This is a genomic window from Candidatus Nitrosopumilus sp. bin_6a (assembly GCF_054095695.1).
In genome coordinates this window covers 83,117-107,952 of the sequence record NZ_JBSWSR010000002.1, presented here as the reverse complement: position 1 = coordinate 107,952, position 24,836 = coordinate 83,117, and the positions used below count along the sequence as shown (strand labels likewise).

Below are 24,836 nucleotides of genomic sequence, written 5' to 3'. Positions count from 1 at the left end.
TCATATAAAATACTAAATTATAATTGAATTAATTTTGATGTAATCTGGAAGCAATCTCTAATGTCTCATCTACCATTTCTTTTAATCTATTTCGAGTATCATCATCTGTAATAGAATTTTCTGATACAGATTCAGTGGTTAGAAACACGGCTTTAGGATTTGTTATTACTCTAAAATATGACAATAATTGTGTGATCAATGTTTGAACATTAGTAAAACCAATATTTCCAGCAGCCAAGATTGTGATTCCCGCAACCTTTCCTGGAGTTTTTTTATAATCAATATATTCAAACAGATTTTTTAATGCTGAACTAAAAAATGAATTATAAATTGGTGATCCTATTAACCATACATCTGCATCCATAATATCTCTTGCAGCAGTTTTTGTTGTTTCATTATATTGTATGTCTGGGCCTCTATAGTATTCAATTTGACCTTCTGAAAGATTGATAAATTTTGTCTCTTGATGTTTTGATTTAGTATATTCAAAAACATATTTCATTAACACTTGTGTATTTGCATTCTTTCTTGGACTTCCAGAGATAACTACAATTTTCATAACATCAACCGTTTGTCTTTGTATTTAAATTTCTAAAAATTTTAAACTTAAACGGGCTTGGAGGGCTTCGATCCCTCGACCTGTAACTTAGGAGGCTACTGCGCTATCCATGTTGCGCGTCAAATTGACTCTGCGCTACAAGCCCAGCAAAAAAAACATTCTTAATTATTTAAGCGTAATCAAGATTCTCTTTGATCAGGTTTTGAATTTTTTCCCAATCTTTGTTTTCTTTATCATTCCATTTTTCAAAAAATACAACATCTTTCAATTCTAATCTTGGTAACCAACCTTTAGTTTCAAGATCAGGTTTTTCAGCAAACTCATCAACATATCCTAAACACAAGTATGCTACAGGAATTACATGCTCTGGTAAGTCTAAAGTTTCTTTTAATGTTTCATTTGATAGAATACTTACCCATCCAAGACCTACTCCTTCTGTTCTAGCTGACAGCCATAAATTCTGAATTGCACAACATACACTATAGAGACCAGCTTCTGGAATACTTGATCTACCAATCACAAATGGTCCAAATTTCGTAGGATCATATGTAACGCAAAGATTGATTGGAGATTCCAAAATTCCTTCTAACTTAAATGAAAGATATTTTGATCTTTTTGGTTCTTCAACTAGTTGTGATGAACGATTTTTTTCTTTCTCAAACGATTCTTTTATTTTCCTTTTTGTATCAGGATTTTTTATCAAAATAAAATTCCATGGTTGAGAAAATCCCACTGATGGTGCATGATGTGCAGCATTGAGAATTTTTGATAAAATATCATCCTCTATTGGTTTTGAGGTAAAGTGAGATCTTACATCTCTTCTTGAATAAATCGCCTTATAGAAGCCTCTTTTTTCTTCATCAGTAAAATTCTCTGTCATCTATTTTCTACCTTCTTTCTTTCTTTTGTTAAACGTTAATAATGTCAATTATTTGATTTATTTTTCAATGGGCCTGTAGTCTAGCTGGTTAGGATACCGCCTCGACATGGCGGTGATCATGAGTTCGAATCTCATTAGGCCCACTTTTTAATTAATAACCTGTCTTGAAATCTTTATCAGTTTCACTCCACGAAGTCTGTGTAGTAATTTTTCCTTCAGCAGAAAAACTAACGAATCTCTCATTTATTGCATCTTCATAAAGTTCTGAATTTGTTTCAGATTTACTTAGTACAAATATATTTTTTAAAGGAATTTCAGCCCCTGAATAAAATAATGCTCTTCCTGGAAGGGCAATATCTGCTGTGGAATAGATACCTTTGCCTAATAATTTTCCATCTCCATACAATTGATAATCAATTTGTGAAACTGTCAAGGTCTTGTCACTTGGATTCTTTACTAGAAATGTAACATCAAATTTTGCTTGATTGTTTACTGTGTTAATTTCTTTTAATTTTACATTTGTTAATTCAATTTCAACTAGTTCCAGTCCTACGTTGTCTAAACTTGCATAATAAATAATTCCGCCCATTAAAGCAAACACTCCAGCTATTGCTAGATAAACTGTCATCTTACTCTGAAGTGCCATTTTATTGATTTGAGAGTTGTACAACTAAAAAAGGTTGTCAAAATCCAAATACATAATATTTGATTTAAAACACCATAAGCTATGACTGCAATAGAACAAGCAATTATCACTTGGATTCATCTTGTTGCAGCTGCAATATGGGTAGGCGGTTCTTTATTCATTGGAATTGTATTTTCTCCTCTTTTGAAAACAATGACAAATTCTATTGAAGAAAGGATGCAAATAATGATTCGTGTTGGAAGACGATTTAACAAAATTGCTGTTCCATCATTGATTATTCTAATGATCACAGGATTGTATACTTCACATGTATTACTCAGCAAACCTGATCTTCTTGTTTCCACAAGTTATGGCGTATTTTTAATCATCAAAATCATTCTTGTAATTGCATTAATTGTTACATATGTTATTCATGTAAGAGTGATACGTAAAGATATAGAAGAAAAAATCATGTCTAATCAAATGTCAGAACCGGAAATTCAAAAATTAAGAAAAAAAATTATCATACTAGGAGAAATTACAGTAGTTTTGTCGGTTGCAATTCTCTTTTTTGCCTCATTGCTTGATGCTGGAGTCTGAAATTCCCTCAATAATTACATCATACCCATAACTTGTTTTCCCAATTCCATATTTACAACCTGTAATTTTTGATGTAACAAACAAATTTGTCTCCAAATGTTTTGTAATTTCTCTTACTTGGAAAATTGTTTTTCCATTAGCTAAACTTGCAGGAACTACTATCATATCTGCCAAATTATCATCTATAGAATAACTTTCAATAAATTTCTTAATATTCAAATCAAAATTATGTGTTTTATTATTATACAATCCATCCAATCCTATTACTGATTTATCATCCGTACTATAGATTAACAATGATGCTCCTAAATCTAATGCTTCTTCTGATTTAATTTCTACATCCACAATAAAATTTGCGGTAGTTAATTTCTTTACTATTTCTTTTACTCCATTTTCAATTTCCTCTCTTATTAGTTTTGAATATGTACAAATTAATTTTACATTATTTGTTTTTCTTTTTGAAAATAATATTGGTTTAACATTAGATGGATTAATTTGTAAATTAATTTTTCCACCCCCTTTTGGATAATAACCACGTTTACATAATTCAAATGAAAATTTTATTCCCATTCTTGAATATGCATCTCTTAGAACATATTGAGTATAATCAATTGTTGGACTCCAAAGAACATCTGTACCTCCTTTAATTTTCAAATTTAGTTTTTTTTTCGAAACTGCAACTACTGGAATCAAAACTTGTAAAATTAATGGAATACTTCCAGCAGTTCCTACATCTTCTTGTAAATCTAGATTTTCAATATTACCTGGAATAAATTTCAATTCTGTTGATCCTACATCTGCTCCAATCACTGTTGCATTTGCAATTTTTTGAAGTAAAGTAATTGCTGTAAGATGTTGTGGTTTTAATCCAGAAATTTTTCTATTCTTTCTAATATTTTCTATATGTATTGGTTGTTTTGTAATACATGAAAGTGAAATTGCTGAACGAATTATTTGTCCTCCACCTTCACCATGTGCTCCATTAATTTTTAAAAAATTCATATTTTCCTCCAATACCTACTCTTTATGATAGTTTTTTAAAAAGAAATTTTCTATAGTTGATATGAATGGTTTATTGATAGGTAGATTCCAACCTTTTCACTTAGGTCATCTTAAAGCACTACAATTTGCATTATCAAAAGTTGATAAATTATGGATAGGTTTAGGTAGTTCCAATAAACCAATCGACAAAAGCAATCCATTTACCCCTGAACAACGAAAAGAAATGATTCTATCTTCTATTGATGATTCAATGAAAGAGAGAATTTCAATTTATTTTATTCCAGACGTTGATAATCACATTAAATGGATTGAAAAAATAGATACCATTGTACCAAAATTTGATATAATTTTCTCAAATGACGAATTAACAAAGCATCTTTATTCAAAAAGAAATACTCAGGTTATTTCTATTCCATTTTTGAATAGAGAATCATTATCTGGAACCAATATTCGCGATCTTATAATTCGCGATCAAAAATGGGATGATCTTGTACCTACTGGGACTAGAAATTTTTTAAAAAAATCAAATGTAAAAGATCTATTAAAAATTCTTTAATTATAAATAAGCCTCAATAAAATGTCAAACTGAGATAAGATTTGGAATATTTAGTAATGCTCCCTGGACCCACAAACGTTCCTGAAAGAGTAACCCGAGCAATGATAACACCATCAATCAATCACAGAAGTGATGATTTCGTAGAACTTTATGAAGAATGTGTTAATAATACAAAAAAGATTTTCGAGACTGAAGGAGATGCAGTTTGTCTTTCGGCTTCTGGTACTGGTGCTGTAGAGTGCTCTGTTGTAAATTTAGTCAAAAAAGGTGATAAAGTAATTGTTCCAGTTAATGGAGAATTCAGTTCTAGATTAGCACAGCAAATAGAATGGGCAGGTGGAGAAACAATTCGTGTTGAAACTGAACCAGGTGTAAATGCTACATATGATCAAATTAAGGAGGCCTTTGATAACAACAAAGATGTTAAAGCATTCTATGCTGTATGGAATGAAACTTCAACTGGAACTATGCTTAACTATCTTGATAAAATTAAGGATTTGACCTCTAGAAATGACTCTTACTATGTTTTAGATGGAGTATCTATTGTAGGTGGTGAAGAATTACACATGGATAAATGGGGAATAGATATTGCAATGACTGGTGCTCAAAAAGCATTTGCATGTCCACCAGGAATTTCACCAATTTGTGTTAATGCAAGAACTAGAAAATACATGGAAGCAAATCCACCAAGTACAATGTATTTCAATTTGCCAAGATATTTCAAATATTATGATGAATCAAAACATACTCCATTTACACCAGCATTACCTGTACTCTATGCATATAGAGAAGCAATGAGAATTATTCTTGAAGAAGGAATGGAAAAAAGAATTCAACGCCACAGAGTTTGTTCAGATGCATTATACTCTGGATTATCTGCTATTGGATTAAGCCCATTTGCTGATGAAAATTCACGTTCAACAGTAGTAATTGCATTAAACTATCTAGATGGATTACAAGACAAAATTTTCCGTGATACACTTGCCAAGAAATTTAGAATTCTAGTTGCAGGTGGTTTTGGAAATCTAAAAGGTAAAGTCTTCAGAGTTGGATGTATGGGAGAAGTGAATGGATATCATGTTATGAGAGCAATTTCTGGAATTGCATCCACATTAGATATGATGGGTTATGATGTTGATGCTAAAGCAGGTCTGAATATTGCTGAAGAAAAACTTAAAGCTCTCTAAACCCTGTTAACTTAATATAAGGAAATTCGAGACCGATCACATTGACATTTGATAAAGGATCATTAATTCTAGTTGATTATACTGCAAAAGTAAAAGATACTGAAGAGATTTTTGATACCACTATTGAAGAAGATGCAAAAAAACATTCTATTCATGAACAAAATGTCAAATATCAACCAAAACTAGTTTCTATTGGAGAAGTTTCTTATCCTGTTCTAAAAGGACTTGATGAGGCCCTTGCAAAAACAGCAGTGGGAGATAAACTTACAGTAGAAGTAACACCAGACAAAGGTTTCGGTGAAAGAGATTCTGGAAAAGTTAGAATGATTCCTATTCGAAAATTAGGAGAAGATGCAGAAAAAGTAACAGTTGGTGATACAATTGAAGTTGATAACAAAAGAGGAATTATTCGTTTTATTGGTTCTGGCAGAGTTCAAGTTGACTATAATCACAGATATGCAGGAAAAACAATTTTGTTTGATGTTAATGTCATCAAATCACTTGATTCTCCAAATGACAAAGTTGATGGAATTCTCAAAAATAGATTGCCTGTTGAGGATACAAAAATTGCATTTGACTTAAAGGATAAAGAAGTAAGCATTACAATTCCTGAAGAAATTTTACGTGCTGATGGACTACAAATAATGAAACATTTTATTCAGTTGGATATTTTCAAATTTGTTCCTACTTTAGAAAAAGTTAGTTTTGTTGAAACACATATCAACAAACAAACTCAAACAAAAAAACCTGAAACAAAAGAAAAAACTCCTGAACAAAAAACCGCTTAAATTACTTTAGTACTCTTTGCAAGATTTTTAGCTCTTCTTTCTGTCATATCAATTTCTTTTAGAATTGTATATCTTTCTGGTCGTAAATCTTGTGCAATCATTAATGCATCCACTACTTGTTCTGGAGTTACACCAATTTGTTTTGCAGTAGTTGGAGCGCCTACATCTTTTAATGTTTTAATGATTTCTTTCCAGTTTTGTCCTTGAAGTTTTGCAATCATAATTGCACCCAATCCACATTTTTCACCGTGCAATCCTTTGCCTGGTGCAATTTTGTCTAATGCATGTGAAAAAAGATGTTCTGCACCTGAACATGGTCTGCTACTTCCTGCAATACATGATGCAACTCCTGCACTAATCAAAGCTTCAACTATTACTCTTGCATCTAGACCTTTCTTAGCATATTGACTAGATTGTTCCATAACAATTTCTGCACTCATAATTGCTAAATTAGCTGAATATCTTCCATAATATTCTCCTGTTTTATCTCGTCCTAATTTCCAATCTTTAACAGCACTGATATTTGCTACTAAATCTCCACATCCGCTTGCAAGTAATCTTGATGGTGCTTTTTTGATGATGTCAATATCTACAAAAACACCTAATGGTGCAGATGCAACAATTGAATGAGGTTTATCACTTTTTATAGAAACAAATGGACTAGCTATTCCATCATGTGAAGCAGCTGTTGGTACACTAACAAATGGAATATCCAAATTAAAAGCAACCATTTTTGCTGTATCTACAGAACGACCGCCACCTATTCCTGCAATAATATCACTATGATCTTTTTTTACATCCATCTGAATTTTTTTTAAACTGCTGAATTGATTATCTTTTGATATATGCCAAACAAATTTGATTTTTTTATTTTCTAATGATTTTTCAATTTTTTGTCTGAGAATTTTTTTTACATGAATTCCCGAAATTAACGATACTTTCTTAGGCTTGATTAAATCTTGTAGAAATCCTGCAAATTCATTAATGTTCTTTTCACCCACAACAATTTGTCTAGGTAATTCCATTGTGTGTGAATCCATGCGATCTTGATTTTTTCTCATTATTTATGATTTCAATGGATCAAAAAGTTATTTAAAAGGGATAGATTCACTTCACATTATCTTAGTAGGTGTATTTTGTCAAATAACGTTGAAGAAAAAATTTTGCATGGGACTACCACTGTAGGTATCAAGACTAAGGACGGTGTCGTATTATGTGCTGATATGAGAGCCAGTGCAGGCTATTTTATCGCTAATAATAATACCATGAAAATTCAACAAATTGATCAACATGCAGGACTAACATTGGCAGGCGGTGTTGCAGACGCACAAAATATTGTAGATATTTTACGTTATCATTCTAATCTTCACAGAGTTGAAAAACAAGGTTCCATCTCAATTCATTCACTAGCAAGACTTTGTTCATTAATTTTCCATCAAAATAGAGGATATCCATTCATGGCAGATATCTTGCTTGGAGGATATGATGAAAATGGTCCTTCATTATTTAATGTCGATATGTTTGGTTCAGTTGAAGAGAAATCATATGTTACAACTGGTAGCGGTTCTCCAGTAGCTTATGGTTTACTCGAAGAAGAATATAGAGAAGATCTTACTATTGAAGAAGCAAAACAAGTAGCTCTACGAGCTGTTAAAGCCGCAATTGTTAGAAACATTGGTACAGGCGATGGAATCAACATCGCAATTATGGACAAAGATGGTTTCCGTCTATTAACCGATGAACAAAAAAAAGCCGTCATCGAACTTTAGTGATTTAATGCAAAGAAAACAACAATCAAAAGAATTACCTCCTACTAGCCAGAATATAATGGCCACCATACTGCAAAGTATACCTAAAGAAGCGAGTGTTACTAAGATAGAATATGAAGGACCAAGAATTGCTCTTTATACAAACTCTCCTAGATATCTGATGGAAAATAATGATACCATTTCAAATCTTGTAAATATAATTAAAAAAAGAATTGTTGTCAGAACTGATGAATCTATTAGAAAACCTGAAGATGAAGCTAGAAAAATCTTAGCAGATTGTGTTCCAAAAGAAGCAAAGCTAGAAGGAACTATTTTTGATACAGCAACTGGTGAAGTATCAGTTGAAGCAAAAAGACCTTGGCTATTACAAAGGAATGCTAAAGAATTCAATCATGCAGAAGTTACTGAGAAAATAGGCTGGAGATTACGTATCAGAAAATCTACCACCATTCCTTCACGCACAATTCAAACAATTAATGCAACTCTAAAGCAAGCATCAATGGAAAGAAGCAAACAGCTTAAACAGGTAGGTGATGAAATTTTCAGACCTAGATTATCTCAAAGAACAGAGGTGTCACTTTATACTCTTGGTGGATTTGGCCAAGTAGGAAGATCCTCGCTATTATTATCAACTCCTGAAAGTAAGATCCTAATTGATTGTGGAATTAACCCTGGTGCACGATCTCCTATGGATGCATTTCCAAGATTGGATTCTCTAAACATAACATTAGATGAACTTGATGCAATAGTTATTGGACATGCACACTTGGATCATACTGGATTCTTGCCAACACTTTGTAAATATGGGTATAAAGGACCAATATATTGTACTGAGCCAACACTTCCAATGATGAATTTGATTCAGTTAGATGCAATCAAAGTAGCTTCTGCTCAAGGTAGAACTCCAATTTATTCAGAACGAGATGTAAAACAGATAATGAGACAAACAATTACTTTACCATATGGAACTGTAACTGATATTTCTCCTGATATCAAACTTGTACTTGCAAATGCAGGTCATATATTAGGCTCAGCTTTATGCCACTTCCATATTGGAAATGGTGATCATAATTTTGTTTATTCTGGTGATATTAAATTTGGAAAAAGTATTCTGTTTGAAGCTGCTAGTTGGAATTTCCCAAGAGTAGAAACATTATTGATCGAAAGTACATATGGTCTTAAAGAAGACATTCAACCAACTAGACAAGAAGTTGAATCTGCTTTCATTAATGCAGTAAACAACACTTTAGCAGATGGTGGTAAAGTTCTGATTCCAATTCCTGCTGTTGGACGTGCACAAGAAATTATGATGGTGATTGATCATTATATGAAATCTGGAGAAATGGTTGAAGCACCTGTATTTACAGAAGGGATGATCTCAGAAGCATCAGCAATACATGAATCATACCCAGAATATCTTGCAAGGGAATTAAAACAAAAGATTTTGGAAACTGATGATAATCCATTTGATTCAGAATATTTTACTAATATTGAACATGCCGATGCTAGGGAAGAACCTATGAGAGATAATTCTCCATGTATAATATTAGCAACATCTGGAATGCTTGAAGGTGGACCTGTTTTAGAATATTTCAAAAATATTGCACCTGATAAAAAGAACAAGGTTCTATTCGTTTCATATCAAGTAAACGGAACTTTAGGACGAAGAGTTCTAGATGGCTCAAAACAAGCAACTATGTTAGGTAAAGAAGGTAAAGTTGAAGTTGTTTCAATAAACTGTGGCGTAGAAAAATTAGATGGTTTCAGTGGTCACAGTGATTATAATCAGTTAATGTCATTTGTACAAAGACTAAGACCAAAACTTCGTCGTGTATTAGTTAATCATGGAGAACGTAAAAAATCAGAAAATCTTGCTATGAATATTAGACGAATGTATAAAGTTCCTGCACACTATCCACAAGTTCAAGAAGCTATAAAATTATTTTAGATCGTATTCTGGTTTCCAGATCTTTATACTAGATGGGGCAACAATAATTCTCTCTTCTCCCAATCTTGCAATTTCTGCATTAGCTGCTTTTGCAATAGAATACAATTCTTCTACTACTTTACGAAGTTGTTCCACATCTTTTTGTGCTAGTGGTGTAACTCTCAAAATCAAAATCATATCTTTTTTGATGTCTTCTTTAATAGAATGAACATCGCTAATATCTCGAATCGTTATAGCCTTCAGATATGTTGGATTTTCTTGTTTTTGCATCCTTGTTGAAAATGAGATCTACTTCCTCAAAAACTCTTCCTTCATTTACGCTGATTTTTAAAAAATTTCACGCCTACATTCTAAATTTAATGTAAGATTGTTCTTTTGCACATTCTGAACTAATTTCTTGTATTGAATCTCCATTTTTGACAGAAACAATACTATGTTTAGTTTCTGGTGCATCAGAATATCTTAGAGTTACAGCTGATGCAAATTGTATGTGGGATTTTGCATTCTTACCACGTAAAATTGAAACCGGTCCGACATAATCTTTAGCTTCAAGTAAAATATCTCCTGGCAAGGCTAATGCTTTTATCATTTCATTTTCATCTTTCTTTCTTCCAACAACAAATTTTGTTTCTTCATCCAATCTGAAATGTCTTCCAATTTTTAGTAAATCTATTTCATTGATTGACGGGGTTTCAACATGATCAAACAAATCTTTAGCTTTAATTCCAAATTGTGGTTCTGTTAACAAACAACCACCTCCTGCATTTGGAGGATTTTCAATTCCATATTCTTTAGCCATTTGCATTTGAGTCCTTCTTGTTCTACCTCTAATCATTCCAAGATTTTCTCTTTTAATCAAACCATCTTTTTCGGCATCAGTTGCTGGTAATAATCCTGCAGATAATGGTCTAACAATTTTTCCTTTCAAATTTGATTCCTTTTCAATAAGATGTAATGCTGGTTCATGTTGACTCATTGGACGTTGTCCTAAAACTTCTCCTGAAATAATAAATTCTGCACCGATCTCTTCCATGTGTTTTTTTGCTGCATCAAACATCATTGTTCTACAGTCAACACATGGATTAAATCCTGCCCCAATTCCATGTTTTGGATGTTTTAACATCTCAATATACTCATCACCAAGATAAACTGTTTTTAAATTCACATTAAGATCATCAGCTCTTTCTCTAATTTCAAATCCACATCCTCTTCCACAATCAAAATCACAAAAAGGAGTTTTAATTGCAACAGCTGAAACATCAAATCCTTGCTCTTGCATCATTCTTACTGCAAGTTGACTATCTAGTCCTCCAGATAGTAATGCGACTACTTTTTTCTTTTCTTTTTCTTCAGCCATTGCGATCTAATTCAATTTTCCATATACAAACTTTACATCATACATAAATTGAGAATTGTAGATGTTTCTTTATGAAGCAACGCAGAAAGAATCTTCTAAAACATGCTAAAAAAATTGATTGTGATACACTGGTTACATTTGAGCCTGAAAACCTGTTTTATATGACTGGATTTTGGGGTGAGGCAATTGGATTACTTGAAAAAAATGGAAAAACTACCATCATTGCTCCTGAACTAGAAGTTGAAAGAGCAAAAGAAGAATCTGAAGACTGTGATGTGATTACTGCTGAACGTGGTGAAGGTTTGATTTCATATTTGATTAAAAAAATTAAGAAAAATCAAGTATGTACAGATTGCCAAAATTATTCTACCATGATGTCTCTAAAAAAATCAATTCCAACAATAAAATCCTCCACTGAACCATTTTACAATTCACGTATCATAAAAGATGAAAAAGAAATACAAATTCTCAAAAAAGGATCAAAGATCATAGATGAAATGTTCCAAATCTGTTCAAAGAAGATGAAAGTAGGCCAAAAAGAATCTGAATTACAAACAATTCTCATGACATATGCAATGGAACAGGGAATGTTTGATACTGGATACAAATCTACACTTAACCCGCTAATTGTTGCTGGAGGTCCAAACGGTGCTCTTCCACATGCACAAGTAACTAGTAGAAAATTCAAAAAAGGTGATCTTGTAGTTACTGATCTTACATTAAGATACAAAGGATATGTTTCTGATGCAACAAGAACTTTTGCAATTGGAAAAATTTCCTCAGATGCAAATGAGGCATATGAAATTGTAAAAGAATCCCAAAGACTTGGACTAAAAGCTGTCAAACCAAATGTTGATTGTAAAGATGTAGATTCTGCATGTAGACAATACATTGAAGATCAAAATTATGGTAAATATTTTATACATTCAACAGGTCATGGAATTGGTTTAGAAGTACATGAATTACCAACAGTTTCTTACAGAAGTAATACAAAATTAAAAGAAAACATGGCAATTACTGTAGAACCAGGAATCTATATTCAAAATAAATTTGGAATTAGGATTGAGGATTCACTCATTGTAAAAGAGCAACCAATCATAATGCACAAATTTACCAAAGATTTAGTCACAGTTTAAGGCTAATCGTAATAGTTTACTAAATCAATAATGTGTTTTGCTTCTGAATTATTTGATGTAATTTCTTCTGAACTTGCATTAACATTCCAATCATAATTCATTTCTCCCTTATGAGATTTAAAATTAAAAATTATTTTATATTCTTCAGGGTTTAGCTTTGTTACAGTTAGATCTAATGTAGTTTTTTTATGATCAAAAATTTTCTCATCAGGATATTCCTCATTAATTTTATTCTCTAATGCCTCAAAGACAGTTAGTCCATCATTATTTGGACCATTATATTTCATCAAAATATCTACAATCTGTTGCTCTTCAGCTGAAAATTCTGGCAAACTTTTTTCCAAAGTTCCTTTTGTCATTTCAGGTATTACAAAAACTACCAACATTGCGATCAAAGCAAGATAAATTGGAGCTCTCTTTTTGAGAAATGATTTAAAATCATTCTTTTTTGGTTTGCTCTCTTCTTTCTTTTTCTTGTCTTTTGCCATTTCTCTTAATTTTCAGTATTTTGCAGTTAAAATTAAAACTTCCCAAGGAAATTTGATTGTTCCATCTCTTTTTGTGTATGGTTTTGTGTTATGCCTTACCATATCTCTGAGTTCTTTTCTCTGAGACTTTTCTAATTTGTCTAGTTTTTCTTTTACTGGCATTGCAATATATCTCAAATAATTTTTCCAATATTGCTCAAATGTACCAGGACTGTAGGGAAAATCATAATCATTTACTTTGATTTTTGAAAACCCTGCTTTTTTTATCTCATCTTTGAGTTGTTTTTTTGTTCCAAATCTATCAAAATCTGGAGTACCTGGAGGCACATAATCTGGAATAAACTGAGTTACTGCCTCAAAAATACAATCGAAATATGGCACTCTATTAGGATGCCCATGAACTGAAATGCCTAATTTTCCATCTTTTTTGAGGCTATTTTTCATGTTTTTTAGAGCCTTTTGAGAATTTGGAAAAAAAAACAGTGCATATTGACATGTTATAACATCAAATTTTTCTTTGAATGAAAAATTTTCTGCATCAGCATTTACAAACAAGAGATTTTGAGATTTTTCATTCCATTTTTTTGCAATCTTTATTGCATTAGTTGATGTATCTGCACCAATAACATACCCTACTTTTCCTACCTTTTGTTTTAATAACTTAGTAACAACACCTGTTCCACTTGCAACATCCAAAACGTGATCACCTTTTTTGATTTCAAGTAATGAAACTAGTTTTTTTGTACTTTGAAATGGACCTTTACTAGCTGTAGCCCATCTTTTATGATATCGTGGAGCAACCTCATTCCAAATTTTCATATTTCGTTTTTTGTATTCAGATGATTTTATTCTCAATCTTCTCTAAATTCCTTTAAATCTGATTTTAATGTTCTTCCGGTCTCATGATAATATCTATGTTCTATCTCTTTGAGTTTTTCAGATAGTTTGATACTATCTGTATTTTTCTTTTTTTGTTTGATGATAGTCTCTTTGTATTGTGAAATTAATTTTCTAATATCAGAATTTTTCATTTTATTTTCATTTCAATTTCTTTTCTGATAAACTTTACAATTTTTTCTTTTTTCTTCCAACCAGATGCAATAACTTTTTTTCTATCTACAAAAAATACTTGGTTATAATTTGTGTTTTTTTGATATTTTTTACCTATATCATTTGCAATAATAATATCTGCACCAGAATCTTTCATCTTTTTTTGTGCAGATTTGATTAACGCATTTTTTGTTAGATTAGTTTCTGCTTTGAATCCAATCAGGAGTGTATCTTTTTGTAATTTCTTTACCTGATCAATGATTTTTGGAGCCTTTTTGAGCCTGATTACAAGTGATTCTTTGTCGCTTTTTATCTTAGATTTTGATGTGTTTTGAGGTGTATAATCTGAAGCTGCTGCTGCCATAATTACAATATCATATTTTTTCTTTAATTCTTTTTTTGTTTCATCAAGCATTTCTTTGTTTGTTGTAACATTAATTATTTTGACACCTGATGGTGGTTTTTCATTTGCAGGGCCATAGATTAGAGTCACTTTAGCTCCTGCAGAAACTAATTCAGATGCCAAAAGGGATCCTGTTTTTCCAGAACTCAAATTTGTAATAATTCTAACAGGATCAATGTATTCTATTGTAGGCCCTGCAGTCATTAACACTTTTTTATTTTTTAATGCAGATGAAAATCCAAATTTATTTAAGACAAAATCTAAAACGTCTTCAGGTTCAGGAGATTTTGCTTTACCTTCTATCATTTTAGGCGAAAGAAATTCAATTTTGTTTTTTAAAAATTTTATATTCTTTTTTACTGCAGAATTTTCATACATTGATGCATGCATTGCAAGACACATCAAAATAGGAATTTTTGAACCAAATCCTACTGTAAGTACTGTTGATACTGGTGTATCATCAATTCCATTGGCCAATTTTCCTAGTGTATTTGCAGTTGCAGGATATACTATTATCAAATCTGATTGATTGTAATCTGCTAATCTTATGTGTTCTAATTCTCCTGTAAGTTTTGTTATCACTTCGTTACCTGTTGCCCATTTAAAATATTCTGGCTGAACTAATTTTGTAACTGCATTACTTGTCACACATTTTACATCTGCACCATGTCTCATTAGTAATCTTGCTAGTTCAATTGCTTTGTATGCAGCAACACTTCCTGCTACACAAAGTACAATACGTTTTCCAGATAATTCCACTCCATGTGAACTGACAATGTCTAATGACGGATGATCTTTTTTCTTTATTTTCGTTTTAACTACCAATTTGTTCACGTAATTTCTTTAATTCCTCATCATTCATAGAAAATGAATTTTCTTTAGTAGGAAATTGCCCTGATTGTACATCTTTTTTATAATCTTCAAGTGATCTTACAATATCTTCAGATAAATTCATGTATCTTTTAGCAAACTTTGGTTTAATTTTATCATACATGCCTAGCAAATCTTGAACAACTAATACCTGTCCATCACAATTTACTCCTGAGCCAATTCCTATAACTGGTACATTTACTGTTTCAGAAATTATTTGAGCAACTTCATGACTAACCATTTCTATTGTAATGCTGAAAACTCCTGCTTGTTCAAGTTCTTTTGCATCTTCAATTAACCTCATCGCAGTTTCTTTGGTTTTTCCCTGAACCTTGTAACCTTCTGAAAGCATTGTAGTCTGAGGTTGTAATCCAATATGACCCATTACAGGAATTCCGACATCTACAATTGCACTAATTGTTTCAGTCATTATTGAACCGCCTTCAAGTTTTACTGCATCTGCTCCTGCTTTAATCAATCTTCCAGAATTGTTAATTGCGTCTTCAATACTTGCTTGATATGACATGAATGGTAAATCAGATACCAATAAGGAATTTTTTCTTGCTCTACTCACAGCTTCTGTAAACATGCACATTTGATCCATAGTTACTGGAATTGTATTTTCATATCCTAGCATCACCATTCCAGCACTATCTCCAACTAACAACACATCAATTCCTGATTTATCGCATAATGAAGCTAAAGTATAATCATAACTTGTAATTACCGAAATTTTCTTTTTCTCTTTTTTCATATTGATGATATCTTGAATAGTTTTATGCAATTTTGGCTCTCCTTGATAAATTATTTTTTATTTGTATGACATTATTCCTAAGATTTTTTTTATTGTCAAAATTCTTAATAATTTTTAGAAGTGTTTTTTGATTCTCTTTTGATAATTTTTTTGATTCTGCTATTAACAAATCAATTGCGCGTGTTACGTTATCTACAATTGTAATGTTGGCAGTTTCTGAAGTTCTAGAAAGGGGATTTAGATCAAATGTGATGACTGTTTTTCCTGCTTTTCTAAGTGCCATTGTTCTATCCCCATCTTCTAATGGAACTACCACTACATCTGCTACAAAAATACCATCCTTATCTACAATTCTTCTTGCTGAATCAATGCCTGGAAGTTTCTTTGATGAAGTAATTTTTGAGCCTAACACTTCTTTTGCACCGTTTTTTTTGAGAGTTTTGATAATTGCTTGTTTTCTTTTTTCATTTGTATAAAATAGATTTACTTCTAATTTTGCTTTAACTTGTTTAGATAGTCTTACAATTTCTTTTGGACATAATGCTGCTATATTTCCATTTACAGAGATGACCGGCATTTTTGCTATTAGTAATTGTGCTGCAGCAGCTCTAATAGCTTGTAATGCAGCTTTACCTGTTTTCTCTCCTAAAAGATAATCAAAGGCTTCTCCTCTCCCTTGAGCCAAAAGACCTTCTTTTGCAACTAATCCATTATCAAACCCATCAACGAGCTTTTCACGAATTAATAATGATTTAGCTCTTGGATGAGATTTAGGAATTAAAGACATAATTTCTGATTAATTGTTTAGAACTCTTGCTCCATTACGATCTAATTCTGATTTAATAATTATTCCATCAGGATATTTCTCTAATATTTTTAAAACCTTGGTTTCAATTTTTTGTGGAATCATTGAAAAAATTGTTTCACCAAAAAGTGCAATTCCACATTTGATATTATTTTCAGATAATTCTTTAACTATCTTTTGCATTCTTGGAGTCATGATATCTACATATTTTGCAAATTCTAATGACATGTCTTGAAAATGTTCATAATTTTTTGATTCTAATAATCTGTTTACCATTTTTCCTCCCAGTCCATTGATTTGAGATAATCGTTCTTTGATGAATTTATTTGTAGATATTGGAGAAAAACAAATCATGATAACAGAAATTTTATCTGTAGCGATTTTTTCGACTTGACCTATTCCTGGTGCACCTGGTTTTACACGAATTTCAAATCCACCATGATATGATGCTAAAACATCCCCTAATCCAGTTTTACAACTTACCTCTGCATTATGAGCAATTTGTCCTATGGTTGTTTTATCTAATTTTGTATTAAGTGCTTTATCTAATGCAAATGACAATGATAATGCAACTGCACTGCTAGATCCTAAACCGAATCCTACTGGAATTGATATTTCATGTTTAATATCAAAAAACTTTGTTGAAAATTCTCCTAATTTTAAAAACTCATTTAATACATATTCTGAAACATCTGTCTTGTCTGCCTGATATCCTTTTGTTGTGATTTCAAAATTTGATTCTTGATTTTCTATTTCTTGAACATTAACTGTAGTAGTAACTCCCTCTTTAATTGAAAATCCTGCTCCCATAGAACCCAAATTCTCTAAATCCCCCTGCTCATCTTCCAAATGTGCTTTGAAAAAACCTGTGATATGTGCAGGACAAAATGCTGTTGCTTCCATTGATCTGAGTTTAAATTTTACACAAAATATAAGAATATGGCTTAAATTAATTATATTAGTATAAATTGACTAAATTCATTCGACGCCTACAAAGAATTGGAAGTAGTATCTTAGTTTCTTTACCTAAGGAATGGGTAGATGCAAACAATTTGGATAAAAGCAGTCAAGTTGAAATTGAAACTGGTCAAGACAGTATTTCAATCTCTGCAAACAAAGAAACTAGACCTACAAAAGAACTTGTAATCTCGTATCCATTACCTAAAGAAGAAAATATTGTAGCTAATATCACAGGGGCTTATCTTTTGGGATATGATGTTATAGTAATTAATTCAAAATCAATTATTCCTGGTAAAGACAGAGAAGAGATCCGTAATTCTATGAGACGTTTGGTTGGCATGGAAATAATTGAAGAGGATGCATCTCATATTAACATGCAGTTTCTTTTGGATGCAACAACTCTTAATCCAGCAAAAATTCTAAAACGAATGAGCTCTATAGCACTAGGAATGTATGATGATGTATTAAATGGATTAATTTCAGATGATAAATCAAATTTACAAACATTATCAAAACGTGATGTTGAAGTAAATAGACAATATTTTCTACTTGTACGTTTAATTCGAAGTACTTTAGTTGATAAGAGATTATCCAATGTATTTAATTTAGAAAATATTGATGTATTAGATTATAGAGTTGCAGCAAATGTCCTTGAAAATGCTGGTGATTCTATTGTAGAGTTATCTGAGTTTATTTTCAATTTTTCTTTATCAGAAGAATATTCAAAAAAAATCTATGATGTAGTAATAGATTTCAATAAAGTTGCTGAAAAATCCATTATTGCATTTACAAAACCAGATAGATTATTGGCTATCGAAGCTATATCTATGCATAAACAATATGAAGAAAAACTTAGTTTATTACGAACTTCATTAGGAAATAAAAAACAAATCCCATTAGATTTTCTAGATTTGATATATATGTTTGAAAGAATTGCACAGTCTTGGGCAGATGTTGCCGATCTTGTACAACCTATTTACAATAAATAATTAGTATAATTTTTTCTTTGCAGCATATGCTAAAATCGCACATATTGTTTTTGAATCTTGAATTTTACCTGACTTTATCATTGACAGGGCTTTTTTGAAATCCATTTTTACTACTGATAAAATTTCATCCTCATCAAGTTTTAAATCCGATATTTTTTTTAATCCTGAGGCTACGAAGCAATGAATAATCTCGGCATTATACCCAATTGAGGGATAATATGTAATGAGAGGAGTCATTTTTTTTGCTCTATATCCTGTTTCTTCTTCTAATTCTCTAAATGCACATTTTATTGGCTCTTCTTTTTTCTCTAATGTTCCTGCAGGAATTTCTAAAACATAACCATGTGGATATCTGTGTTGTTTTACTAGTATTACTTTTTTTTCTTCATCAAAAGCTAGCATTGCTGCAGCACCTCTATGTTTGATATATTCTCGTTTAACTTTTCTACCTTCTATTTTTCCATCATAAACACTAAGACCTAATATTTTTCCTTCATAGATCTTTGTTTCTTTCATATAGTATGCTGAAAATTGTTATTATTTAATTTGTTTGATATGTTAAATGTAATTTTGGAGATTTTCTAAAATTATTAATAGCTTCTTCAATCCATTTTACATAAAATGAAATCTTTTTCGGAATGAACAAATCAGCTGATTTTATATTTTGAATATTCCTTACTTTTTGTGTTAATTCATCCATTTTGTAAATATTATTACTATACATAAACAGAACAATTTGATTTTTTGCTACAAAGGGAATTTGCAAGTATGATTCAGAAAATGAATTATTGAGATTTTCTAAAGTTTCTTTAAGGTCTCCTTCTATCCATGTTAATATGGCATGAGGAATAAAATCTTCAATTTTTTTAGGGTCATAAACTAATGTGAATTGAATTCCATCATTTCCATGCAATTTTTCAATACATCTTGTTATTGTTTTTGTTGACATTCCTGTATTTCTTGCAATTTGTTCTATTCTTTGTCTAGGATCTTTGATTAGCTCTTCTAAAATCTCTAAATCTGTTTTTGTAAGATTTGAATCATATCCTGGATTCTCTGCTTCAAAAATTGATAAAACTCTAACATCTTTCATTAATTTTTTTGCTAACTCTATTTTTTGTTCCATGTTCTCTTTTACAGAAATGCCACAAACCGTTATTCCTCCAACACATGGAACAACAAAATACGGTTCTCCTACAAGACTAGCTTGCTCTAAAATTTCTTTTGTATTTTCACCTGATACAACAAAGTACAAGACACCATAACCCAAAACAGGAGGTTCAACTTTGATGAAAAATTCTTCAATAATCTTCTTTGCCTGCATTTTTCTAATTCTGGCTCTTACTGCTCCTCCGGAAATTCCTAATTCTATGCCTATTTGCCTGTCTGATTCTCTACAATTATTTAATAATCTAGTGAAGATTTTCATATCTAAATTGTCCATTTTATCACCTATAATGACTCCTATGACTATAAAAATTACTAATATGATATAAAATTGTCTATACTGTTAGCACTATACATAATAGACATTAAATATTAGACTATTTGACTTATTTTATGGATTACCGATTAAAACTAGCAAAACGAATGCTCTTCAATAAAAAAGGCAGTTTGATTGGGGCTGTATTAGCGGTAACAATTGGAATTTTAGTTATTCATGTAAACTTTGTAATTTTTCAAGGATTGTTTGATGCAATAGTTAGAGACATCAGTGATTATAGAAATGGTGATATTCTTGTAACTGACGAAGCTGACTTCATAGATAAATCCGATTTGTCAATTGTAAACTGGTTTGAAAGAATTCCATATGTTGATGCGGCGACACCTCGGCTTTCATCGACGGCTGAAATGAATATGACTAAAAACGGGAAATTAATCGAAGAAACAAGAATTCCAATAGTTGGAGTTGATCCATTTCGTGATATATTAGCATCAACTGTACATGAAACAGTTTCTGAAGGAAGTTATGTATTTTCAAGAAATTCAATTGTTTTAGGAACCTCTGTAGCAGAAGATCTTGGAGGAGCTCAAGTTGGAGATAGTGTCAAAGTTCTTGTAGTTGATAGATGGGGACAAGATCAAATTAGGAGATTCACTGTTTCTGGAATTGCTAAATCTCCTGGAGGTCAAGGATTTGATTACACTGCAGTTGTACATATTGATACTTTACGTGATATGATGAATAGACATGGGGACACAGGTTCATTTATGGTAAAACTAAATGATCCTTCTAAAGCATTTGAGGTAAAAGAATTCTTTTTACGTTCATTTCCAAATGATGATTTTCTTGCAGAAACAATAGAAGAATCAGCAGAACAACAGCTTGCTGGTTTCAGATCTGGAATTGCAATGATTAACATGATTGGATATTTTGGAATGATGTCATCTGCATTTGCAATTGTAACAATTCAGATGATGTTAGTTAATGGAAAAACAAAAGAAATTGGTGTAATGAGAGCAATCGGGGCTAAAAGAAAAGACATTCTAATTATCTTTATTTTTCAAGGTATGATAATCGGAGCAATCGGAGCTGGAGTAGGAACAGCTGCAGGTTTAGGTTATACTGTATATGCAAAAGAGACAAAGATGTCATTTAACAATAGTCTGCCTCTAGAAGTTAGTTACAATTGGGAAAAAATCATCCAAACTGCCTTAACTTCATTTGCTTTAGCCATCATTGCATCACTATATCCGTCGTATAGAGCTACAAAGTTGTTACCTGTGGAGGCGATGAGAACTGTCTAGTGTACTTGAGGTAAATAATCTCAGTAAAATTTACGGAGAAGGTGATAATCAAGTAAAAGCTCTTGATAATGTTTCATTTACAATTAAACAAGGAGAATTTGTATTAATTGTTGGAAGTTCTGGTTCTGGTAAATCCACGTTACTAAACATGATTGGATTATTAGATTCTCCAAGTAATGGAGAAATTTTCATTGATGGAACAAACACCACATCACTTGGAGATGATCAAATTTCTTCATTTAGAAATAAAAAATTAGGATTTATTTTTCAATTTTCTAATTTACTTACTGATCTTTCAGTTTTAGAAAATGTATTACTACCAATCCAGATTGCAGGTTCAAGTAGCACTGCTGAAAAAGATGCTAGAGATTTGTTAAAAGCAGTTGGACTAGAAGACCAAATCAACAAACGTGCAAATAAAATATCTGGGGGTCAAGCTCAAAGAGTTGCTATTGCAAGAGGATTAATCAATAAACCCTCTATAATATTAGCAGATGAACCAACTGGCAATCTTGATTCAATAACCTCTCAAACTATAGTAGAATTAATGAAATCAATGGCAAAAAAACTCAATCAAACATTCATTATCGTTACACACGATAGAGAACATTTTGGTAATGTTGACAGAGTAATTACAATTAAAGATGGTAAAGCATTTGAGGGTGATCAACCATCAGAAATGGAGATTGTTACAAAATGAGTTCTAAAATTATTTTATTATTATTTTTAATTGGACTTTTACCACTTGTTTTTGATAATTCTTTTGCACAAATTACCTCTGGAGGATTTGGTCAATCTCCATTTGAAAGAGATTTCGGTGATGTCAAATTTTTAGATGCGTACTTTGGTACAATCAATGAAAAAATTGAAGTTGAAGCAGGAGATGAAAATGTTCCGTTTACTGTAGTATTGGCAAATGTTGGAACTCAGGATATTACGGGAATTAGAGGTCAGTTATCTTTACCTATGGGTTTTTCCGCATCTGATGGTCCTAGATCAATTATTCGTGCTGACAGTGATTCAAATTCATTGGCTGGAGAAAATTTTCACATCACATTTTTTGTGAATATTGATAACAATGTTAAGATACAACAATATCCAGGAACTGTAAAAGTTGATTATTCTAGATTAAGAGAATCTGGAGTCAGAACAGCATTTGCTGATTTTGATTTTAAGGTCACTGGAGATAGTGTGATAAATGTTAAAGCACAAGAACCTTTTCTTACATCTTTAACAACAAATAATGTTGTTATTGAGATTGCTAATGATGGAACTGCACCAATCTCTAGTGTAGATATTGTTGCAACAAATACATCTACAGAATTGGCATCTACTTCATCATCAACAACTAATGTTGAAAATGTTGTAATTTTAGAATCAAGCTGGGATATTGGAAATATTAATCCAAAATCATCAAGATATCTTACTGCAACCGTATACGTTCCTGAAACACTAAAGGGTGATACATTAAGAATACCATTATCTATTTCATATTATAATGCACATGGAGATCTTCAAACAATTTCAAAAATTGTTGATTTTTACATCAAAGGACTAATTGATTTAACAATTTTCAATGTTGAAGTGATCGAATTATCTGGTACACAAATGGTGGTTGGAGAAATTATTAATGAAGGAAATGAAGATGGATTATTTGGTTTTGTCTCTATCAAACCAAAAGGCGATTCTAATATTAAACAAAGTACTCAATTCATTGATGAAATTGAAGTTGATGCACCTGTACCATTTAATGTTCCAATCGAATTTGACGGTCAACCAAGATATGGGGAACATGAGATTACAATTACAGTTAGATACAAAGATAGTACTAGAGATGAGATATTTCTAACTCAAGATCAAACAATAAATGTTCTCAAGCCATCAAATGATGATGAAAATGAAACTAATCCTGCAATAATCGTAATTCCAATTATTTTGATAGTAGGAATCACAATTTACATAATTCGCAGGCGTAAAAAAACTGCAATTAAGGCAAGTTAAGAATATAATTTGAATCTAAAATGGAGAAATAAGGAATAACAAAATTGAGATTAACCATTATTGTTCTCATTGTAGTTTTGTCTGTAGGCAGTACAATAATTTCTCTAGGGTTTCTAACATCTCAAAAATACATTGACGTTCCTGAAATTTCTAATCAATATGAAAAATTAGAAAAGTACAAGAACGAACTGGAAAAAATCAATCAACATAATCAACAAGTACTAAAAGATCTTGAAGAACAAATAAAAAATTCTGACGATGTTCATCTTGATCAGATTAATACAGAAATCAAAATAATAAAACAAGTAATTAAAGAAAATAAAGAAGAACTTGAACAAGTAATTGCGAAATTGTCTCAAATGGAATCTGATCCATAATAATTCTAATTTCCATTTTTGGGAAATTTACATCATAATTATATCATATCTTAAGGGAATATTATTGGGTATGGCAAAGGGCATCTTTCTATTTCTAGCGGGTAGTATTGTAGGATTTATCACTACACCTTTACTGTAATTGCAACAAGTAATCTTCCTAAATTCATATAGTTACTAACAATGTCATTGTTGTTGGAAATACATCAAAAATTAACAATTGTTGGATTAGTTTTGTTGGTTGTAACTTTTTTGATTAATTACTATCATCAAGAAAATCATCCTGGCATCGGGTTTAATTATGCATATGTTCCAGGAATTGTAATGCTAATTGCATTTTCAATTAGTTTTATAATGTTTACAAAAAACCAACTAAAATAATTTTGATTTATAATTATTAGACAATAAATGAATACAAAAATTCTCTTTCTAATTTTTATCTAAAAATTATATTTTCTAAAAAAGACATGCAGAAATCGGTAAGACCATACTAGTTTACAAAATACTTTTCTTATAATCAAAACATGATCTGTTTTTGGCTTTGCACTGTTGCTAGTGGCTGCCGTAGAATTATAAGCAATTACTTGATCATGCGATCATGCCTGGAGATGAGATTGAAGTTCCAAAGGAATTACGTGAATTTATGCTAGAAGATGCTGAAGAAACATTCCTTGGACAAAAAAATGGTGCAAAAAAACAATACCGTTATGGAAATTTACACATTAGAGAATATGATGATAAATTCTTAATTCATAATGACAAAATAGATCCTAGAAAAGATCCAATAGGCCATTTGGTTTATGATGCACCTGAAGTTTTGGTTGGTTTAGCATGTGCAATCTTTGGAGGTTCAGAAATTACAAAAAAAATAATGAATAAAGATTCAAAAAAATTTACTGTTACTTCTGGATTACTTTCATCAATGATTTCCGGATATGTAGGATATCTAGCTACTAAAAAAATTAAAAATTATTTGGAGTAAATATC

30 protein-coding genes and 2 tRNA genes are annotated in these 24,836 nt (G+C 31.3%); 15 read left to right on the top strand and 17 right to left on the bottom strand.

Translation table 11 applies throughout. From position 1 onward, the window contains the following. Positions 1–28: 28 nt before the first annotated feature. The 3 genes from ACW9XA_RS03190 to bluB form a co-directional block, all read right to left on the bottom strand. Positions 29–559, bottom strand: coding sequence for an NADPH-dependent FMN reductase (locus ACW9XA_RS03190; protein ID WP_457762962.1), 531 nt, complete (start codon positions 557–559; stop codon positions 29–31). Between the two features lie 52 nt (positions 560–611). Then, positions 612–704, bottom strand: a tRNA-Arg gene (locus ACW9XA_RS03185). A 24-nt stretch (positions 705–728) separates the two neighbouring features. Further along, positions 729–1,439 carry a 5,6-dimethylbenzimidazole synthase gene (bluB, locus tag ACW9XA_RS03180; RefSeq protein ID WP_457762961.1) on the bottom strand — a complete coding sequence of 237 codons (711 nt, stop codon included), beginning with the start codon at positions 1,437–1,439 and terminating at the stop codon, positions 729–731. A gap of 69 nt (positions 1,440–1,508) precedes the next feature. Between bluB and ACW9XA_RS03175 the strand changes: the two genes are divergently transcribed. Beyond that, positions 1,509–1,582 (top strand) — tRNA-Val (locus ACW9XA_RS03175). An 8-nt stretch (positions 1,583–1,590) separates the two neighbouring features. Here ACW9XA_RS03175 and ACW9XA_RS03170 read toward each other — a convergent pair. Then, the gene (locus ACW9XA_RS03170; protein ID WP_457762960.1) at positions 1,591–2,067 is read right to left on the bottom strand and encodes a hypothetical protein; all 477 of its coding nucleotides are present in this window, start codon (positions 2,065–2,067) and stop codon (positions 1,591–1,593) included. A gap of 99 nt (positions 2,068–2,166) precedes the next feature. Between ACW9XA_RS03170 and ACW9XA_RS03165 the strand changes: the two genes are divergently transcribed. Then, the gene (locus ACW9XA_RS03165) at positions 2,167–2,664 is read left to right on the top strand and encodes a CopD family protein (protein ID WP_300323271.1); all 498 of its coding nucleotides are present in this window, start codon (positions 2,167–2,169) and stop codon (positions 2,662–2,664) included. Here ACW9XA_RS03165 and rtcA read toward each other — a convergent pair. Beyond that, a complete protein-coding gene (gene rtcA / locus ACW9XA_RS03160) occupies positions 2,641–3,666 on the bottom strand; it encodes an RNA 3'-terminal phosphate cyclase (RefSeq protein ID WP_457762959.1) in 1,026 nt (341 codons plus the stop codon). The two genes, ACW9XA_RS03165 and rtcA, sit on opposite strands and share 24 nt — an antisense overlap. Positions 3,667–3,727: 61 nt before the next feature. Here rtcA and ACW9XA_RS03155 point away from each other — a divergent pair, with 61 nt between their 5' ends. From ACW9XA_RS03155 to ACW9XA_RS03145, 3 genes are read left to right on the top strand one after another with little or no spacing between them, the layout of a single operon-like run. After that, entirely contained in the window at positions 3,728–4,222 is a 495-nt protein-coding gene (locus tag ACW9XA_RS03155) for a nicotinamide-nucleotide adenylyltransferase (RefSeq protein ID WP_457762958.1), read from the top strand. Between the two features lie 41 nt (positions 4,223–4,263). Further along, positions 4,264–5,409 (top strand): pyridoxal-phosphate-dependent aminotransferase family protein, encoded by a 1,146-nt coding sequence (locus ACW9XA_RS03150; protein WP_457762957.1) that lies wholly within the window; start codon positions 4,264–4,266, stop codon positions 5,407–5,409. A gap of 41 nt (positions 5,410–5,450) precedes the next feature. Beyond that, entirely contained in the window at positions 5,451–6,197 is a 747-nt protein-coding gene (locus ACW9XA_RS03145; protein WP_457762956.1) for an FKBP-type peptidyl-prolyl cis-trans isomerase, read from the top strand. Here ACW9XA_RS03145 and ACW9XA_RS03140 read toward each other — a convergent pair. Next, positions 6,194–7,258, bottom strand: coding sequence for a sn-glycerol-1-phosphate dehydrogenase (locus ACW9XA_RS03140; protein ID WP_457762955.1), 1,065 nt, complete (start codon positions 7,256–7,258; stop codon positions 6,194–6,196). The two genes, ACW9XA_RS03145 and ACW9XA_RS03140, sit on opposite strands and share 4 nt — an antisense overlap. 75 nt (positions 7,259–7,333) lie before the next feature. Between ACW9XA_RS03140 and psmB the strand changes: the two genes are divergently transcribed. Together psmB and ACW9XA_RS03130 are read left to right on the top strand one after the other, a co-directional pair. After that, positions 7,334–7,966 carry an archaeal proteasome endopeptidase complex subunit beta gene (psmB, locus tag ACW9XA_RS03135; RefSeq protein ID WP_457762954.1) on the top strand — a complete coding sequence of 211 codons (633 nt, stop codon included), beginning with the start codon at positions 7,334–7,336 and terminating at the stop codon, positions 7,964–7,966. A 7-nt stretch (positions 7,967–7,973) separates the two neighbouring features. Beyond that, positions 7,974–9,914, top strand: coding sequence for a beta-CASP ribonuclease aCPSF1 (locus ACW9XA_RS03130; protein ID WP_457762953.1), 1,941 nt, complete (start codon positions 7,974–7,976; stop codon positions 9,912–9,914). On the opposite strand, the gene sepF is transcribed toward ACW9XA_RS03130, so the two are convergent. Next, complete coding sequence (gene sepF / locus ACW9XA_RS03125) at positions 9,906–10,184, bottom strand: cell division protein SepF (RefSeq protein WP_300323840.1); 279 nt, start codon at positions 10,182–10,184, stop codon at positions 9,906–9,908. The two genes, ACW9XA_RS03130 and sepF, sit on opposite strands and share 9 nt — an antisense overlap. A gap of 73 nt (positions 10,185–10,257) precedes the next feature. Next, positions 10,258–11,271: a tRNA (5-methylaminomethyl-2-thiouridylate)-methyltransferase gene (locus tag ACW9XA_RS03120; protein ID WP_457762952.1), complete on the bottom strand. Its 1,014-nt coding sequence runs from the start codon at positions 11,269–11,271 to the stop codon at positions 10,258–10,260. Between the two features lie 71 nt (positions 11,272–11,342). Between ACW9XA_RS03120 and ACW9XA_RS03115 the strand changes: the two genes are divergently transcribed. Beyond that, the gene (locus tag ACW9XA_RS03115) at positions 11,343–12,407 is read left to right on the top strand and encodes a M24 family metallopeptidase (protein ID WP_457762951.1); all 1,065 of its coding nucleotides are present in this window, start codon (positions 11,343–11,345) and stop codon (positions 12,405–12,407) included. A 2-nt stretch (positions 12,408–12,409) separates the two neighbouring features. On the opposite strand, the gene ACW9XA_RS03110 is transcribed toward ACW9XA_RS03115, so the two are convergent. From ACW9XA_RS03110 to ACW9XA_RS03080, 7 genes are read right to left on the bottom strand one after another with little or no spacing between them, the layout of a single operon-like run. Then, entirely contained in the window at positions 12,410–12,895 is a 486-nt protein-coding gene (locus tag ACW9XA_RS03110) for a hypothetical protein (protein WP_457762950.1), read from the bottom strand. Positions 12,896–12,907: 12 nt separating this feature from the next. Continuing rightward, positions 12,908–13,750 carry a methyltransferase domain-containing protein gene (locus ACW9XA_RS03105; protein WP_457762949.1) on the bottom strand — a complete coding sequence of 281 codons (843 nt, stop codon included), beginning with the start codon at positions 13,748–13,750 and terminating at the stop codon, positions 12,908–12,910. Next, positions 13,747–13,926, bottom strand: a complete 180-nt coding sequence (locus tag ACW9XA_RS03100) for a hypothetical protein (protein WP_300323855.1) — start codon at positions 13,924–13,926, stop codon at positions 13,747–13,749. The genes ACW9XA_RS03105 and ACW9XA_RS03100 overlap by 4 nt, the downstream gene beginning before the upstream one ends. Next, positions 13,923–15,182 carry a bifunctional phosphopantothenoylcysteine decarboxylase/phosphopantothenate--cysteine ligase CoaBC gene (gene coaBC / locus ACW9XA_RS03095; protein WP_457762948.1) on the bottom strand — a complete coding sequence of 420 codons (1,260 nt, stop codon included), beginning with the start codon at positions 15,180–15,182 and terminating at the stop codon, positions 13,923–13,925. Before coaBC ends, ACW9XA_RS03100 begins: the two co-directional genes overlap by 4 nt. Then, positions 15,163–16,002: a 3-methyl-2-oxobutanoate hydroxymethyltransferase gene (gene panB, locus ACW9XA_RS03090; RefSeq protein WP_457762947.1), complete on the bottom strand. Its 840-nt coding sequence runs from the start codon at positions 16,000–16,002 to the stop codon at positions 15,163–15,165. Before panB ends, coaBC begins: the two co-directional genes overlap by 20 nt. Further along, positions 15,995–16,759 (bottom strand): 4-phosphopantoate--beta-alanine ligase, encoded by a 765-nt coding sequence (locus tag ACW9XA_RS03085; RefSeq protein ID WP_457762946.1) that lies wholly within the window; start codon positions 16,757–16,759, stop codon positions 15,995–15,997. The genes panB and ACW9XA_RS03085 overlap by 8 nt, the downstream gene beginning before the upstream one ends. 9 nt (positions 16,760–16,768) lie before the next feature. Then, positions 16,769–17,680 (bottom strand): pantoate kinase, encoded by a 912-nt coding sequence (locus tag ACW9XA_RS03080; protein ID WP_457762945.1) that lies wholly within the window; start codon positions 17,678–17,680, stop codon positions 16,769–16,771. Positions 17,681–17,745: 65 nt separating this feature from the next. On the opposite strand from ACW9XA_RS03080, the gene ACW9XA_RS03075 reads away from it, so the two are divergent. Continuing rightward, entirely contained in the window at positions 17,746–18,726 is a 981-nt protein-coding gene (locus ACW9XA_RS03075) for a PhoU domain-containing protein (RefSeq protein WP_457762944.1), read from the top strand. Here the strand turns inward: ACW9XA_RS03075 and ACW9XA_RS03070 are convergent, their stop codons facing one another. Both ACW9XA_RS03070 and ACW9XA_RS03065 read right to left on the bottom strand, forming a co-directional pair. Beyond that, complete coding sequence (locus ACW9XA_RS03070) at positions 18,727–19,242, bottom strand: NUDIX hydrolase (RefSeq protein ID WP_457762943.1); 516 nt, start codon at positions 19,240–19,242, stop codon at positions 18,727–18,729. Positions 19,243–19,267: 25 nt separating this feature from the next. Continuing rightward, on the bottom strand, positions 19,268–20,170 hold the full coding sequence (locus ACW9XA_RS03065) for an AsnC family transcriptional regulator (protein ID WP_457762942.1): 903 nt from the start codon (positions 20,168–20,170) through the stop codon (positions 19,268–19,270). Between the two features lie 116 nt (positions 20,171–20,286). On the opposite strand from ACW9XA_RS03065, the gene ACW9XA_RS03060 reads away from it, so the two are divergent. The 6 genes from ACW9XA_RS03060 (at position 20,287) to ACW9XA_RS03035 (ending at position 24,831) form a co-directional block, all read left to right on the top strand. After that, the gene (locus ACW9XA_RS03060; RefSeq protein ID WP_300323881.1) at positions 20,287–21,474 is read left to right on the top strand and encodes an ABC transporter permease; all 1,188 of its coding nucleotides are present in this window, start codon (positions 20,287–20,289) and stop codon (positions 21,472–21,474) included. A gap of 28 nt (positions 21,475–21,502) precedes the next feature. Further along, a complete protein-coding gene (locus ACW9XA_RS03055; protein ID WP_457763084.1) occupies positions 21,503–22,174 on the top strand; it encodes an ABC transporter ATP-binding protein in 672 nt (223 codons plus the stop codon). Beyond that, positions 22,171–23,475, top strand: a complete 1,305-nt coding sequence (locus tag ACW9XA_RS03050; protein ID WP_457762941.1) for a COG1361 S-layer family protein — start codon at positions 22,171–22,173, stop codon at positions 23,473–23,475. The genes ACW9XA_RS03055 and ACW9XA_RS03050 overlap by 4 nt, the downstream gene beginning before the upstream one ends. Positions 23,476–23,519: 44 nt before the next feature. After that, complete coding sequence (locus ACW9XA_RS03045; protein WP_457762940.1) at positions 23,520–23,852, top strand: hypothetical protein; 333 nt, start codon at positions 23,520–23,522, stop codon at positions 23,850–23,852. A 192-nt stretch (positions 23,853–24,044) separates the two neighbouring features. After that, positions 24,045–24,230 (top strand): hypothetical protein, encoded by a 186-nt coding sequence (locus ACW9XA_RS03040; protein WP_457762939.1) that lies wholly within the window; start codon positions 24,045–24,047, stop codon positions 24,228–24,230. A gap of 217 nt (positions 24,231–24,447) precedes the next feature. Further along, on the top strand, positions 24,448–24,831 hold the full coding sequence (locus ACW9XA_RS03035; RefSeq protein WP_300323889.1) for a hypothetical protein: 384 nt from the start codon (positions 24,448–24,450) through the stop codon (positions 24,829–24,831). Positions 24,832–24,836 lie beyond the last annotated feature (5 nt).

Excerpts from the sequence above, each read along its gene's own strand:
- ACW9XA_RS03115 (WP_457762951.1), top strand. The coding sequence starts at position 11,343 with ATGAAGCAACGCAGAAAGAATCTTCTAAAACATGCTAAAAAAATTGAT.
- ACW9XA_RS03100 (WP_300323855.1), bottom strand. The coding sequence starts at position 13,926 with ATGAAAAATTCTGATATTAGAAAATTAATTTCACAATACAAAGAGACT.
- ACW9XA_RS03035 (WP_300323889.1), top strand. The coding sequence starts at position 24,448 with ATGCCTGGAGATGAGATTGAAGTTCCAAAGGAATTACGTGAATTTATG.
- ACW9XA_RS03070 (WP_457762943.1), bottom strand. The coding sequence starts at position 19,242 with ATGAAAGAAACAAAGATCTATGAAGGAAAAATATTAGGTCTTAGTGTT.
- ACW9XA_RS03130 (WP_457762953.1), top strand. The coding sequence starts at position 7,974 with ATGCAAAGAAAACAACAATCAAAAGAATTACCTCCTACTAGCCAGAAT.
- ACW9XA_RS03190 (WP_457762962.1), bottom strand. The coding sequence starts at position 559 with ATGAAAATTGTAGTTATCTCTGGAAGTCCAAGAAAGAATGCAAATACA.
- ACW9XA_RS03155 (WP_457762958.1), top strand. The coding sequence starts at position 3,728 with ATGAATGGTTTATTGATAGGTAGATTCCAACCTTTTCACTTAGGTCAT.
- ACW9XA_RS03120 (WP_457762952.1), bottom strand. The coding sequence starts at position 11,271 with ATGGCTGAAGAAAAAGAAAAGAAAAAAGTAGTCGCATTACTATCTGGA.
- sepF (WP_300323840.1), bottom strand. The coding sequence starts at position 10,184 with ATGCAAAAACAAGAAAATCCAACATATCTGAAGGCTATAACGATTCGA.
- rtcA (WP_457762959.1), bottom strand. The coding sequence starts at position 3,666 with ATGAATTTTTTAAAAATTAATGGAGCACATGGTGAAGGTGGAGGACAA.
- ACW9XA_RS03170 (WP_457762960.1), bottom strand. The coding sequence starts at position 2,067 with ATGACAGTTTATCTAGCAATAGCTGGAGTGTTTGCTTTAATGGGCGGA.
- ACW9XA_RS03140 (WP_457762955.1), bottom strand. The coding sequence starts at position 7,258 with ATGAGAAAAAATCAAGATCGCATGGATTCACACACAATGGAATTACCT.
- ACW9XA_RS03060 (WP_300323881.1), top strand. The coding sequence starts at position 20,287 with ATGGATTACCGATTAAAACTAGCAAAACGAATGCTCTTCAATAAAAAA.
- ACW9XA_RS03065 (WP_457762942.1), bottom strand. The coding sequence starts at position 20,170 with ATGGACAATTTAGATATGAAAATCTTCACTAGATTATTAAATAATTGT.
- ACW9XA_RS03050 (WP_457762941.1), top strand. The coding sequence starts at position 22,171 with ATGAGTTCTAAAATTATTTTATTATTATTTTTAATTGGACTTTTACCA.
- bluB (WP_457762961.1), bottom strand. The coding sequence starts at position 1,439 with ATGACAGAGAATTTTACTGATGAAGAAAAAAGAGGCTTCTATAAGGCG.
- ACW9XA_RS03085 (WP_457762946.1), bottom strand. The coding sequence starts at position 16,759 with ATGTCTTTAATTCCTAAATCTCATCCAAGAGCTAAATCATTATTAATT.
- ACW9XA_RS03110 (WP_457762950.1), bottom strand. The coding sequence starts at position 12,895 with ATGGCAAAAGACAAGAAAAAGAAAGAAGAGAGCAAACCAAAAAAGAAT.
- ACW9XA_RS03080 (WP_457762945.1), bottom strand. The coding sequence starts at position 17,680 with ATGGAAGCAACAGCATTTTGTCCTGCACATATCACAGGTTTTTTCAAA.
- ACW9XA_RS03165 (WP_300323271.1), top strand. The coding sequence starts at position 2,167 with ATGACTGCAATAGAACAAGCAATTATCACTTGGATTCATCTTGTTGCA.